Here is a 13,499-nt window from a genome sequence, read left to right on the forward strand (position 1 = left end):
CTCTTCCCATCTTCCCCTCGAACCACCCAGGAGACACCTGTGCCAACCACCAGCATCCCCGCCGCGAAGCCGCGGGCCAGCGTCGTCAGGACGCTTCTCGGCACGGGCGCCGGGAACGCCGTCGAATGGTTCGACTGGGCCATCTACGCCACGTTCGCTTCCTTCATCTCCACGCAGCTGTTCAGCAAGTCCGACCCTTCCAGTGCGTTCCTGTCCACGCTGGCGATCTTCGCGGTCGGCTTTGTCGCCCGTCCCTTCGGCGGGTTCTTGTTCGGATGGATCGGCGACCGAGTCGGGCGCAAGGCGTCGATGACCCTCTGCGTGGGACTGGCTTCCCTGGGGTCGCTGGCGATCGGCCTGACACCCACCTATGAGTCGATCGGGGCCGGAGCATCCCTGATGCTGCTCATCGCCCGACTGGTCCAGGGCCTGGCCCACGGTGGCGAACTGCCCAGCGCCCAGACCTACCTCTCGGAGATGGCCCCTGCAGCGCGGCGCGGCTACTGGGCCTCCCTGATCTACGTCTCCGGAACCGTCGGCATCCTCTTCGGCACGCTGCTCGGCGCCGTCCTCTCGACCGCTCTCACCGACCCCCAGATGCAGGTCTTCGGCTGGCGCATCCCCTTCCTCCTCGGTGCACTGTTCGGACTGGTGGCACTCGTGATGCGTTACCGCATGGAGGAGTCTGAGGTCTACACCACGGAGAAGAAGGCAGCCGTGAGCGGCACGGTTGAGCCCGTTGGAGCGGACGCGGCTGATACCGCACCCTCCGGCAGCACCTCGACCGGCGGGTTGCTCGCCGATCTGGGCCGTCACTGGCGAGAGGCCCTCCAAGTGATCGGCCTGACCGTGGGGTTGACCGTGACCTACTACGTGTGGGGTGTGTCCACTCCCGCCTACGCCATCAACGTGCTCGGCATTGACCCGGCCGGGGCGCTGTGGGCCGGAGTGGGCGCCAACGTCGTGTTCATCGTGGCACTGCCCCTCTGGGGACGACTCTCCGACACGGTCGGGCGCAGGCCCGTCCTACTGGCCAGCACCCTCGGCTCAGCACTGGTCTTCTTCCCGGCCACCTGGTTCGTCCGGGACGCAGCATGGCAGCTGGGCCTCGCCATGGCAGCAGTCCTGGTGTTTATCGCCGGATCGGCCGCCATCATGCCGGCGGTCTACTCCGAGCTGTTCCCCACGTCCGTCCGAACACTTGGTATCGCGGTCCCCTACGCACTGTGCGTCGCCGCGTTCGGCGGATCTGCTGCGTACCTCCAAGCAGGGTTCAGTACCTGGTTCGGAGAGAACGGTGCGGTGCTCTTCGGCGTCTACACGGTCCTACTGCTCATTGTCAGCGCCGTCACGACCTGGGGCCTGCGGGAGTCCCGGGGCGCTGACCTGCACGCCGAAGGGCGGCGACAGGACCGTAGCGCCCACCCGTCAGGCACCACGGGAGGAAAGTCTGCAGTCATCCTGAGCGTGAGGCCGGACCAGGACTGATGAGGTACTGACAGGTTCCCGCGACCGAGGGCTCAAAGGAGGAGCTGGACGGACGGGCCGCGCGTTCCGCGTACCCTCTCACCAGTGCGCGGCGAGGGCACATCGCCGCCGAAGGACCCGTGGTGGGAAGGCCGGTGCGGTGGGCAGGTCCAGGTCTACAGCAAGTCGAGGGGCCTACCGAACTCCCGGACCGGCGCCGGGGGCCGGACCCAGCGGTGCCGCTGGCAGGGTCGGCGCTGACCTCATCTTCGGCGCCGTCGAAGAACCGCTGGGTGAGTCGGCAGCTGACCAGGACTCCAAATCGAGGTAGCGCTGGCCTTCAGCCCATTGGTCGGTCTGCTCAGCCAGCACCGCCCCGACCAGACGCATGATCGCCGCCCGGGAGGATGCCCACGGCGTCGGTGCGGCGGCGGATCTCGCGGACACATGGGCTTCGGGGTGGCGCCCATCCGGGTCGCCGCGTAGTGGGTCCGGCAGTGCTGCCAGGTGGCTCCGGCCGGTTCGCCGCGACGGCGTCCTTGAGCCCGGTGAGCGCATCGGAGGTCACTAGCTCCACCCGGCCAGGCCGGGGCTTGCAGGTCGGCGAAGAACTCGTTCCAGGTCGCCCCGGTCTCGTTGGTGGCCACCCGCCGCCCCCACACCCCGCGGTGGCCGTCACCGTTGACCCTCGTCGCCAGCAGCCCCACCGCGTTGACGGCTCGGCCGCCGTCGCACACCTTTTCAGATGACTGGATGCCGCATTGGCATGGCTCGTGGTGCAGGGCCAGCTCCCGGTCCGCGAGACCGGTCGCCGCCGACTCAGGTGAGGGCCCAGTCGGGTTTGTCGACACTCATGTATGCCACGGCCTCGGCAAAGGCTGCACGGCAGGCGACGACGGCGGGGTGTCGGGTGCGGCCCGACCTCACCTGGGTGGACAGCAGCCGATAGGGGGCGCCGACCAGCCCCACAGGCCGGACGCCGCCCAGGTGCCGGCGACCCAGCAGGGCCGGGACGAAGGCCAGAGCATGCCCCGATCGGACGAGGTCCACCTGGAGCAGGGGATTGAGAGTGTCCACGCGTACGCGCGGTTCGAAGCCGGCCTGCCGGCAGACAGCCCGCGCCCAGGCGCCGGTGGACGTGTCGACCGCGTCCAGGGCCCACGGCGCCCCGGCCAGTTCGGACAGGGAGCCGGGGCGCGCCGACCACGGGCCATCCATCGGCAGGACCAGGTGGAGTGGATCGCGCAGCAGCTCGACGCGGTCCACCCCTTCGCGCAGAGGATCCGGAAGGCCCGGGTACTCCTCACTGATGATCAGGTCGAACTCATGGGCCAGCAACCCCTCGAAGGCATCCTCCACCTCGCGCTGGGCAATGGTCACTTCCAGTTCGGGGTGATCACGGGCCAGGGCGTCCAGGACGGTGGGGGCCACCGTCAGCACCGCGCTCTGGAAGGCCGCCACCCGCAGGCTGCCGCGCAACTCGTCGTGGACGGCGGCCAGTTCGGCCTCGGCCTCCTCCAGGTTCGCCAGGATCCGCTCCGTGTGGCGGACTAATCCGTGGGCGGCGGGGGTCAGCCGCACCCCACGGCCCACCGGTTCGAGCAGGGACGTGCCGGTCTCCCGTTCGAGCAGTTTGAGTTGCTGGGACACCGCCGAGGGGTGTAGTTCAAGGCCCGCGCCGCGGCGGCCAGCGATCCAGTGCAGTGGACCTCACGGAGCAGCCGTAGGCGGGGAAGGGAGAACACCCCTCGATCCTATTGTGAAGGCCCACTAATGGGTGTACATGAGACAGAGTTGCTGGACTGCATGAGGGACCTGCCGAAGCATGGAATGGTGACTCCTTCGACCAGCCCCCTGCCCATGATCACGCCCACCACCGCGCCTGCGAACCTCGCGGGGACGGTCGCATCCGGTCCGAGTGCCTCCACCCGGGGGGTCCGTTCCGCGCCTCTCCCCCACGCGCGGGTCACCCAGCGGGCTGCACCGCGGGACCTGCTGGCCGGTGTCGGGTTGCTGCTCGGTTCCAGCGTCTCGCTGCAGTTCGGTGCCGCGGTGGCCGTGCAGCTGTTCCCCCATTTGGGGGCCTGGGGGGTGACCACCTTGCGGTTGGGCATTGCCGCCGTCATCCTGCTGGTCATCGTCCGGCCGGCGTTCGTCACCTGGACCCGGAAGCAGTGGACGGCGGTGGTGCTCTTCGGCGTGGCCATGGGAGGCATGAACGGAAGCTTCTACGCGTCTCTGGAGCGGATTCCGCTCGGCGCGGCGGTGTCCATCGAGTTCTTGGGCCCGCTGGTACTCGCCGCGGTCATGGCCCGCCGGCTCCTGGACGGGCTGTGGGTGGCCGTCGCGCTGGGGGCATGGCCCTGTTGGGCCTAGACAGCGCGTTGGGCGCGACCTTGGACCCGGTCGGCGTGGTATTGGCCTTGGTGGCCGGGGTGTTCTGGGCCGGATACGTGCTGACCAGTGCCCGCGTGGGGCAACTGGTTCCTGGGGCGGGGGGCCTGGCCATGACGCTGGTGGTGGCCACGCTCGTGGTGGCGCCGCTTGGAGCACCCAGGGCCATCGGGGCGTTCGGCGACTCAGCGCTGTTGGGCCTGGCGCTGGTGGTTGCGCTGCTGTCCTCGGTGGCGCCCTACACCCTGGAGCTTTCCGCGCGACACCGGCTACCCGCCCCGGTCTTCAGCATCCTGCTCAGCCTGGAGCCGGCCTTCGCCGCCCTCTTCGGGTGGATCCTGCTCAACCAGGACTCCGGAGTACTGCGAAACCTTGCCATCGTCCTAGTGATCATCGCCAGCGCGGGGGTGACGCTGACCGGTGCGCGACGCAAGGCCCCCGCCATGTCGGTCGAGGCCGCGGGAACACGAAGGGACGATGCATGACTCGGCATTGCTCGGGGTCGAGGATGCCAGCACTCGACGACAGGCCCTAGCGACGATTCGGCAACCAGCTCCTTCCGCGTCCAGACCGCACGCACGGACAGGTTTAGACCATGTCGCCCAGCCTGTCCCAGTTCCTTGGAACTAGAACACTCCCCCAAGGCAATGCCCGTGGGCGGCCCTGGGAGAGAAGACTTTGCCAACGCCCTTACTCATGGGGAAGTTCTCGTAACTGGCGGGACTGTCCGATAAAGGGTGTGTGGGGTCCGGCGGTTTTCATCAGTGAGTGGTTCTCTCGAACCGTCCGGCGAAGGTGATCGCGAAGGCGTTGAGCGCCGGCTTCCACCTCATCACCCAGCGTGCCCTCCCGCCGCCGGTGGGATCAAGGGACCGGGTGACGAGATACAGACACTTCAGGGCGGCTGCCTCGTTCGGGAAGTGGCCCCGGGCGCGGACCGCCCGGCGGTAGCGGGCGTTGATCGACTCGATCGCGTTGGTCGTGCAGATCACCCGGCGGATCTCCACGTCGTACTCCAGGAACGGCACGAACTCCGCCCACGAGGACTCCCAGAGCTGCACGATCGCCGGATACCGCTGACCCCACTCGTCCCTGAACTCGGCGAAGCGGTCCTTCGCCGCTTGCTCGCTCGGGGCGGTGTAGACCGGCTTGAGGGCCTTGACGATCCCGTCGCGGTGCTGTCGGCCGGCGTAGCGGAAGCTGTTGCGGATCAGATGCACGATGCACTGCTGGACCACCGTCCGCTCCCAGGTGGTCGTGATCGCCTCCGGCAGGCCCTTGAGCCCATCGCACACGGCGATGAGCACATCCTCCACGCCCCGGTTCTTCAGTTCGGAGAAGACCTGCAGCCAGAACCGGGCGCCCTCGGCGCCGTCACCGGCCCAGATCCCGAGGATGTCGCGTTCTCCATTGGTGGTGACGCCCATGACCACGTAGAACGGGGTGTTGCGCACCTGACCGTCCCGGACCTTGACCACAATGGCGTCGACGAAGATCACCGGGTAGAGCGAGTCCAGCGGCCGGGCGGACCACTCCGCGAGTTCCCCGGCGACCTTCTCGGTGATCCTGGAGATGGTGTCCTTGGAGACGGTGGCTCCGTAGACCTCCTCGAAGTGCGCGGCGATCTCCCCGGTCGTCAAACCCCGAGCCGAGAGGGACAGCACGATCTGGTCGATCCCGTCCAGGCGCCGTTTGCGCTTGGGCACGATCACCGGCTCGAAGGACCCCTCCCGATCCCGCGGCACCTCGATCTGCACGGGGCCGATCTCGGTCAACACCGTCTTCGATCTCGTGCCGTTGCGCATATTCTCCGCGATCGGCACCTCACCATGCTCGTGGCCGAGGTGCTCAGTCAGCTCCGCCTCGAGCGCCGTTTCCAGCACGTTCTTCGTCAGCTGGTTGAGCAGCCCGCCGGGGCCGACCAGGCTCACGCCTTGCTCCTTGGCCTGGGCGAGCAGTTGTTCGGCGAGTTGTTTCTGATCGATGATCTCTCCGGTCACGGGATCGATCATCGCCTCTGTTGCCTCGGTCGTGTCAGTCACGGCCGTCTCCTTTCGGATCAGGCCGGACCCTCACACACCGTTTTTCTTACAGTCCCGACCCGAATATAGGTGGGCACTCCCCAACGGGCCGGTTTGCAGTCGGCCCCTGTCTTCGACTGCAGCGTAGTGCCCCTCGCACCGGCAATCGGGCGCTGTTGCGAACAGCCCCTGTGAGCCACGGACCCAGTGCGAGCAGGGGAAGCGCGGTGGGGGACTTTCCCGGAGTCGTGACCGGCCCAGGACGGGCCGGCACCATGGCCCGCGAGCCGGAGGACAGATCAAGCAAAGGACGGCCCCCCGACCAGTCGACTGTCACCAACGTGATGGCGGCGTGCTCCCTAGAATGGGTAGGGGGCGATGTCGGGGCGCATGGTGAGCCATTGGGTCTCGGTGAAGGCCTCGATGTTCGCGGTGTAGCCGCCGAACCTCGATCCGGTGCCGGAGGCCCCGACGCCGCCGAAGGGGGCGTTGGACTCGTCCCCCACGGTCTGCTCGTTGATGTGGACCTTGCCGGAGTGCACTTGGTCGGCCAGCTTCATGGCCTCGCCGACGTCGCCGAGGATGCCCACGGAGAGCCCGTACTCGTTGGCGTTGATGATCTCGGCGGCCTCCTCCAGGGTGGAGAAGCCCATCACCGGGGCGACGGGGCCGAAGATCTCCTCGGCCCAGGCCGGGTTCTCCCGGTCCAGGCCGGTCAGCACGGTGGGGGCGTAGAACAGGTCCTGATAGGTGCCGCCGGCCTCGAGGATCGCCCCGGCGTCCTGGGCCGCCTTCACGAGCCGGTCGATGTTGTCCCGCTGGCCCTCGTCGATGACCGGGCCCAGGGCGACCTGCCCGGTCGGGTCCCCCACCGGCAGGTGCTCGGCCTTGGCCCGCAGCGCGGCCACGTACTCGTCCTTGATCGACTCGTGGACCAGGTGCCTTCCGGTGGTCATGCAGACCTGGCCCTGGTGCAGGAAGGACCCGAAGGCCCCGGCGGAGGCCGCGGCGGCCACGTCCGCCCCGGGCAGCACGACCAGGGCGTTGTTCCCGCCCAGTTCCAGGTGGGCGCGCTTCAGGTTGCGCCCGCAGGCCTCCCCGACCTTGCGCCCGGCGGCGGTGGAGCCGGTGAAGGACACGACCCGCACCTCCGGGGCCTCGGTCAGGGCGGCCCCGGCCTCGGCGCCGCCGGGCAGCAGCTGCAGCACCCCGGCCGGGAGCCCGGCCTCCTCGAAGGCGCGCATGATCATCACCCCGCCGGAGACCGCGGTGCGCGGGTCTGGCTTGAGGATCACCGCGTTGCCCAGGGCCAGGGCCGGGGCCACGGAGCGGATCGAGAGGATCAACGGGAAGTTGAACGGTGAGATGACACCGACGACGCCGGCCGGCGCCCGCCGGGCGAAGGACCAGTGCTCGGCATCGGAGGTCAGCACCTCCCCGGCCGGGTGGTGCGGCAACCCGGCGGCGTCGAAGCACTCATTGGCGGCCACGTGGGTCTCCAGGGCGGCCTTGGCCGCGATGGCCCCGGTCTCGCGCTGGACCCAGAGGTTCAGCTCGTCCGCGTGGTCCTCGAAGACCTGCCCGGCCCGGCGCAACACTGCGGCCCGCTCCTCCGGGCGCTTGGCCGCCCACTCCTTCTGGGCCCTCGCGGCCCGGGTGGCCGCGGCGAACACGTCCGCCGCCGAGGCCATCCCCGCCCGGCCCAGCACCTCCCCGGTGGCCGGCTCCAAGACGTCGATCGACCCGGCGGAGCCCTCCGTCCAGGCCTCGGTGTAGATTTTCCCGTCCCACACGGACGACTCCAGGACGGATGTCGGCTGCGTATCGGTGATGGTCATGATGCTCCTTGCGATGAGGTGTTGATTGATCGTTGGCCGGTTCAGGGCCATGGATGTCAGCTGCTGGGCGACGCCACCGGGGCCGCAATCACTTGATCGGGTTCCCCGGCCTCCCCGGGATCCCCGGCGGCAACGGCCGTCCGGCGAGTGGGCTGGGCGAGGAAGATCAGCACCAGGGAGACAGCCACCACGGGGACGCCGATCAGCGCCAGGGTGTCGAAGCCGCCCGTGGCCTCCACGACACGGCCCGCAATGAGCGGGCCGATGGCCAACCCTCCGCCGATGGCCAGATTGGCCAGGTTCGACGCTCGGCCCTGCGGATCGAGGTCTCCCAGGGTGGACATCAGGAAGGGCAGGGTCCAGGGCCAGGCGAATTTGAGGATGAGAGCCGCGACGCCGAATCGGAGGGCGCCGTCGGTGCCGAACAGCAGGGCGATGGCCAGGATCATGGCGAGGTAGCCGCCGAGGAGGACGATGCGGCGGTTGATACTTCCTCCGACCATGGTGGCCGCAAGGGACCCCACGACGCCGATGACCGTCGCAATAGCCAGGATCAGGCTGGTAGTCCCCGGGGCGATGCCCGCGGCCTCGGCGAACCCTCCCATGAAGGTCCAGACGGAGATCAGGCCAACATAGAACAGCAGGCAGGCCACCAGGGCGAGGACCGTTTTGGCGATGTTCGGCTGGGCCAGGCGGTTCGAGGCCACCGTGCCCGACGCCGGCCGGAGGGGGTGACGGGGCAGGTACCGGACCAGCGGCAATGACAGTGCCATCAGCACGCCCATGGACAGATAGAAAATGCCGATGCCGAACGCCGAGAACATCGGGGGGAGGACGGCCAGTGCGATGGCACCCACGGCGATCTGTCCTACGGTCCACCACCCGAACATGCGGTCCCGGTTCCGGGCCCGCGCGGCCAAGGTCATGGTCAGCACCATCAGCGAGCCGCCGGCGAAGGAGGTGAGACCCCGCACGAGGATTAGGGACTCGAAGGTAGTAAGGAACATGGACACCACATTCCCGGCTACGTAGACCACACCCAGGGCGAGGGACGCCGTACGTAGGTTGACATTCTTGATCCAGTAGAGGGCAGGAAGAGAGGCAAGGCTGGTGGCGCCCAGTTCAAGGGCGAACAGGTCTCCCGTCTGTGACGGAGTGAATCCCAGCTGGAGTTGCAACTGGGTCGCCACGGCGGGAGCCACGAGGAGCAGCAGGGCGGCGAGGGACGAAAACGCCACGATCAGCGCTGTCCGTCCCTTCGAATTGGGGTCTTCACTGCGGTTCACCTGGACGGGGGTAACCATGGACGGCATCGACGTTTCCTTCTCTGGGGACAGCCCTGGTGCACTTGCGCCTGGGGCTGACGGGATGGTGAATAGTGGTCGGGCGCTCACACGCTGAGTACGGTCTGCCGTTCGTGGACCAGCTGTCCGTCCACGTAGGTCTGGTCGACCTGCATCTGGCGCAGATCGTCGACGGAGCAGGACAGTGGGTCACGGTCCAGGACCAGGAGGTTGGCTCGCTTGCCGACCTCGAGGCTGCCTTCCTCGGAGGCGCGACCGGAGGCGTGGGCCGGATTGATGGTGTACGCGCGCAGGGCCTCCAGCGGAGTGACGGCCTCCTCAGGGTCGACCAGTGCTCCGCTGGAATGCTGGCGAGCCACGGCGGACCACATGATCTCGGCGGGAGAGTATCCACCGCAGGGATGGTCGGAGGCGAAGCTGACCCGAACTCCCGCGTCGATCATGGACCTCACGGGAAGCACAGACAGGTGCCCCTGCCCTTCACCGCGCCATTCACCGAAGAGGGGGCCGTCCTCGTAGACCAGGCCCGGGTTGGCCACCAGGTCGACACCGGCCGCTGCGAGCATCGGAGCCTGGGCGCGTTCGGCGACGAAGGCATGCTCCAGGCGCAGCACGGGACCGTCGCCCACCGCACGTCGGACCTGCCGATAGGCATCCAGCACTGTGTCCACGGCGCAATTGCCCATCCCATGGATGGCCAGGTCAATCCCCTGCACTGCAGCCTCCACGGCCAGGTCCCGGACTTCCCTCGGGCTATAGAACGGGGTGCCGGTGTGCTTCGTGCACCCGTCGTGCCGATGGTGCATGGCGGCACCGTCCGGGTAGGCGCGATCCACGAAGATCTTCATGGCGCCGCCACGGAGCAGATGCGATTCCCCTCCATGAATGCGCTCCAGGATGTCCGCACGTCTCAGATCCTGCTGGGAGAAGAAGTGGTCACCCCCATGGAGTTGCTGAAGGGTCAGGGGCAGGCGCCCGGCTGCATCGGCCCGGCGGTAAAGCCGCGCCGCCGAGGTGGTGACGCAGGCGTCTCCGACGGCCGTGATCCCGGCGGCCAGGTAGTCCCGGGTCTTGGCCTCGATCAGTCCCACCGCCTGGTCGGGATGCGCGTCGGCGAACTCGTCCCACGATAAGGACAGGGCGGAGTTGATCGCCGCCTCATACAGGGTTCCCGTGGGGACTCCGTGGCCGTCACGGTCGATCAGGCCGCCCCAGGGATCGGGTGAGCACACCGAGATCCCCACGGCCGCCAGCGCCGCACTGTTGGCGTGCCCGGCGTGGCAATTGCTCTCCATCAGGAGGAAGGGGTTTCGGGGAGCAACCTCATCCAGTTCATGGCGGTTGGGGCCACGCTGCTCTCTGACCCGTGCCGGGTTGAAGCCGAAGCCCCGGACCCATTGACCTTCGGGGAGCTCCCGACAGTGCCGCTCGACGGCTTCCAGCACCTCGTCAAGGGACGTGAACGGTGGTGTCGAACAATCGACGGCGATGGGCTCGAAGGCGGCGATCGAGAGGTGGTTGTGGGCGTCGATGAATCCCGGAACCACCGTTCGGCCCCCTGCGTCGAGGACGTCGGCGTCACGATGGGCCTGGGCCCGGCACGTGGACTCGTTGCCCACGGCGGTGATCCTGCCGTCCCGCACCAGGATGCTGTCATGACGGGAGTTGCTGGAGTCCACGACGTGGACGGTGGCATTGATGATGAGAAGGTCGTTGGCCGGGGTTCGTGTGAAGGTCATGGTCTTTCCTCGTCAGGCAGGGTGGGCGGAGGGTTCCTCGAGGTCATACTCGGTGCGCAGGTCCTCTACGGGCCGCAGGGCACCGATGATCAGGCCGGCGGCGATGGCGACCAGGTAGAGAGCCGGAAGGGCCACCGCGGCGGCCCCCTCGGTGTCGATGAGGGCCTCGAAGTTGGTGACGGCCAGGACCACGGCGACCACCAGCATGGCTCCACCGATCAGGGGGGCCACGAGGCGCGACCACAGGCCCACCTCTGCGGAGCGCCGGCGCAGGAACACGATCACGGCGGCGGCGCCGGCGGCCTGCAGCAGCAGGAGGCCGAGAGTGCCGAGCCCGATCATCCACATGTACAGCACCGCGAAGGGGTCCTGTCCGGTAAACATGAACAGCACCAGCAGGATGCCGATGATGATCGTGACCAGCACGCTGGCGCGGCTGGGACTCCGGTGGCGTGGGTGGGTGTGACCGAGCCAGCCCGGCAGGAAGGAGGACCGGCCCAGGGAGAACACGTAGCGGTTCAGCGCATTGTGAAAGGACAGTAGCACCGCCAGCAGGCTGGTCACCACGAGCAGTTCCATCACCACGGCGGCCCATCCACCGAGGTAGTCGGTGACAGCGGCCAGGACGAAGTTGACCGGGTCGGCCAGTGCCGCGTCCTGGACGTCGTCGACCCCGTAGGCGAGGGCCAGGGCCCACATGGTCAGGGTGTAGGACACGCCTATGACGATGACGGCGATGTACGTGGCCCGGGGAACCGACTTCTTGGGTTCGCGCGCCTCCTCCCCGTACAGGATGGTCGCCTCGAAGCCGACAAAGCAGGCGAAGGCGAAGAGCAGGGCCAGCCCCATAGTCGGGCTGAAGATGTCGGCGGGGCTGAAGGAGGCGGCATTGATGCCTTCGGCACCACCTTGCGCGAGGACGGCGACGTCGAAGACGAGGAGGAACAGGAGCTCCAGGACCAGCATGATGCCCAACAGCACGGTCGAGACGCGGATGTCCCGGTAGGCGAGCAGGCCGATGACGATCACCCCGACCAGGAGCGTGGCTTGCCAGGGGACGTCGAGGCCCACGAACCGGTTGAAGAAGTCGGAGGTGAACGTGGCGAACTGGGCTGAGATCCCCAGGAACATGGCGAGATAGGCCACGAGGGCGATCCCGGCGGCGGCAAAACCGGCCCAACGCCCCAGACCCCAGGAGATGAACGCGGCGAATCCGCCGGCGTTGGTGACGTACCTGCTCATGGCGGAGAACCCGAAGGCGAACAGTAGCAGGGCTAGGGACGCGATCAGGTACATCGCCGGGGCCGCCGGGCCGGCGAACATGAACACCACCGGCCCGGCCCCCAGGGTGGCTGCCAGCGGTGCGGCGGCCGCGACCACAAAGAACACGATGCCGGCGGTGCCGATCGAGCCCGCGCTCAGCTGTGTGGGGTCGATCGCAAGAGACCTCGTTGATGGTGCCTTCGCCGGGGATGACGTTTCCATGGATACCTCGGAGGTGGGAAGATTCTGGCAGGTTGACGTGTAGCTGTGGTCTTCCATGCTTCGGGAGCCCCCCGCGTGTGACAACGATCACTGTGAGAAGGTGCGTTCGCGATTCTTGAACGTGGCAGGCCAGCGGAGGGCTGAACGAGGTCGAAAGGCAAGGGCGGACTGACGATGGAGATCCGACAGCTGCAGTATGTGGTGCGGGTGGCAGAGACGCTGCATTTCGGCCGGGCCGCGGAGCTGGAGCACATCGCCGCGTCCGCCCTGAGCACCCACATCCGCCGGCTTGAATCCCGACTGGACGTCAAGCTGTTCGAACGGACCCCTCACCAGGTGCTGGTCACCCCGGCCGGAGTGCATTTCGTCCGCGAGGCCCAGGAGATCCTGGACCGATTGGACCGGTTGCGCACCGAAACCCAGTCCATCGCGCGCAGCGCCACGGAGCACCTGAGTATCGGCTTCTTCGGGGAGGCCTTGGGCGAGCTCACGCATCAGGTTTTCGGTGCCTTCGCGGCGGAATTCCCGCAGACCCGGCTGGAGTTCACGGAGCTGTCCATGAGCACGCAATTCGAGGATCTGGGTTCCGGTGTGGTGGATGTCGCCTTCTTCCGCATGCCCATCGACGACCCGCGGTTCGAGGTCAGGCCGCTCTTCCAGGAACGGCTCTACGCCGCTGTGGCGGCCGCGGGGCCTTTTGGCCAGGCCGCGTCCCTGACGGTGGAGGACATCATCGATCAGCCCTTCGCGGTCGCCGGAGACACCACTCCGACCGAATGGGCGGATTTCTGGACCCTTGCCGGAGTGCGCGGGGCTCCGGGCCGCACCGGTGCCCTGGTCCGCACCCTGAATGAGAGCCTCTCCGCCGTGGCCTACTCGGGTGCGATCGACACATATCCGGCCTCGGCCACCCGGACCTTTCGGCACCCGGGCGTCCGCTTCATCCCGATCTCCGACGCCCCGGCCAGCATCCAGGCCTTCGTCTGGCGGCGCGGCAGTGCGAACCCGATGATCCCCGAACTCCTGGAGGTGACTCGGGCCGTGATCCGGGACCACATCGATGACCTGCCGGAAGCCGAGTCCCTCGTCGACTGATGTCGACCGCACGGCCGTGGGGCCGGCGTCGAGCATTCTGTTCTGACGAAGACGCGTTCGGGATTTCATGATTGCCGGCCGTGGGCGGCGAGCCGAAGGATGGAAGGACCAGCAGGCAGCCGTGGTGCTGCACTCCCTTCGACGAAGAGGTTCATC

At 67.8% G+C, this 13,499-nt stretch carries 11 protein-coding genes; 4 read left to right on the forward strand and 7 right to left on the reverse strand.

What is annotated here, in order from left to right; genetic code table 11:
* Positions 1 to 39: 39 nt before the first annotated feature.
* Positions 40 to 1,488 (forward strand): MFS transporter, encoded by a 1,449-nt coding sequence (locus E7744_RS15160; protein ID WP_246858697.1) that lies wholly within the window; start codon positions 40 to 42, stop codon positions 1,486 to 1,488.
* A gap of 242 nt (positions 1,489 to 1,730) precedes the next feature.
* Here the strand turns inward: E7744_RS15160 and E7744_RS15165 are convergent, their stop codons facing one another.
* Complete coding sequence (locus tag E7744_RS15165) at positions 1,731 to 2,318, reverse strand: transposase (protein WP_137775184.1); 588 nt, start codon at positions 2,316 to 2,318, stop codon at positions 1,731 to 1,733.
* Positions 2,287 to 3,117, reverse strand: coding sequence for a LysR family transcriptional regulator (locus E7744_RS15170; protein WP_371415408.1), 831 nt, complete (start codon positions 3,115 to 3,117; stop codon positions 2,287 to 2,289). The genes E7744_RS15165 and E7744_RS15170 overlap by 32 nt, the downstream gene beginning before the upstream one ends.
* 210 nt (positions 3,118 to 3,327) lie before the next feature.
* On the opposite strand from E7744_RS15170, the gene E7744_RS16615 reads away from it, so the two are divergent.
* The gene (locus tag E7744_RS16615; RefSeq protein ID WP_371415409.1) at positions 3,328 to 3,843 is read left to right on the forward strand and encodes a DMT family transporter; all 516 of its coding nucleotides are present in this window, start codon (positions 3,328 to 3,330) and stop codon (positions 3,841 to 3,843) included.
* Entirely contained in the window at positions 3,825 to 4,346 is a 522-nt protein-coding gene (locus E7744_RS16620) for a DMT family transporter (RefSeq protein WP_371415410.1), read from the forward strand. Before E7744_RS16615 ends, E7744_RS16620 begins: the two co-directional genes overlap by 19 nt.
* Before the next feature lie 276 nt (positions 4,347 to 4,622).
* Here the strand turns inward: E7744_RS16620 and E7744_RS15180 are convergent, their stop codons facing one another.
* The 5 genes from E7744_RS15180 to E7744_RS15200 form a co-directional block, all read right to left on the reverse strand.
* Entirely contained in the window at positions 4,623 to 5,873 is a 1,251-nt protein-coding gene (locus E7744_RS15180; RefSeq protein WP_137774762.1) for an IS256 family transposase, read from the reverse strand.
* 368 nt (positions 5,874 to 6,241) lie between these two features.
* Complete coding sequence (locus E7744_RS15185; protein WP_137775185.1) at positions 6,242 to 7,720, reverse strand: benzaldehyde dehydrogenase; 1,479 nt, start codon at positions 7,718 to 7,720, stop codon at positions 6,242 to 6,244.
* A 56-nt stretch (positions 7,721 to 7,776) separates the two neighbouring features.
* Positions 7,777 to 9,006 (reverse strand): MFS transporter, encoded by a 1,230-nt coding sequence (locus tag E7744_RS15190; protein ID WP_246858698.1) that lies wholly within the window; start codon positions 9,004 to 9,006, stop codon positions 7,777 to 7,779.
* A gap of 104 nt (positions 9,007 to 9,110) precedes the next feature.
* Positions 9,111 to 10,763 (reverse strand): amidohydrolase, encoded by a 1,653-nt coding sequence (locus E7744_RS15195; protein ID WP_137775187.1) that lies wholly within the window; start codon positions 10,761 to 10,763, stop codon positions 9,111 to 9,113.
* A 12-nt stretch (positions 10,764 to 10,775) separates the two neighbouring features.
* Positions 10,776 to 12,248, reverse strand: coding sequence for an APC family permease (locus E7744_RS15200; protein ID WP_137775188.1), 1,473 nt, complete (start codon positions 12,246 to 12,248; stop codon positions 10,776 to 10,778).
* A gap of 174 nt (positions 12,249 to 12,422) precedes the next feature.
* Between E7744_RS15200 and E7744_RS15205 the strand changes: the two genes are divergently transcribed.
* Positions 12,423 to 13,343, forward strand: coding sequence for a LysR substrate-binding domain-containing protein (locus E7744_RS15205; RefSeq protein WP_137775189.1), 921 nt, complete (start codon positions 12,423 to 12,425; stop codon positions 13,341 to 13,343).
* The last annotated feature ends 156 nt before the right edge of the window (positions 13,344 to 13,499 follow it).

Origin of the sequence: Citricoccus sp. SGAir0253 (assembly GCF_005877055.1) — a bacterium.
Taxonomy (GTDB): domain Bacteria; phylum Actinomycetota; class Actinomycetes; order Actinomycetales; family Micrococcaceae; genus Citricoccus.

Coding starts and splice junctions, on each gene's coding strand:
- E7744_RS16615 (WP_371415409.1), top strand. CDS start 3,328: ATGATCACGCCCACCACCGCGCCTGCGAACCTCGCGGGGACGGTCGCA.
- E7744_RS16620 (WP_371415410.1), top strand. CDS start 3,825: ATGGCCCTGTTGGGCCTAGACAGCGCGTTGGGCGCGACCTTGGACCCG.
- E7744_RS15180 (WP_137774762.1), bottom strand. CDS start 5,873: ATGATCGATCCCGTGACCGGAGAGATCATCGATCAGAAACAACTCGCC.
- E7744_RS15185 (WP_137775185.1), bottom strand. CDS start 7,720: ATGACCATCACCGATACGCAGCCGACATCCGTCCTGGAGTCGTCCGTG.
- E7744_RS15195 (WP_137775187.1), bottom strand. CDS start 10,763: ATGACCTTCACACGAACCCCGGCCAACGACCTTCTCATCATCAATGCC.
- E7744_RS15200 (WP_137775188.1), bottom strand. CDS start 12,248: ATGGAAACGTCATCCCCGGCGAAGGCACCATCAACGAGGTCTCTTGCG.
- E7744_RS15205 (WP_137775189.1), top strand. CDS start 12,423: ATGGAGATCCGACAGCTGCAGTATGTGGTGCGGGTGGCAGAGACGCTG.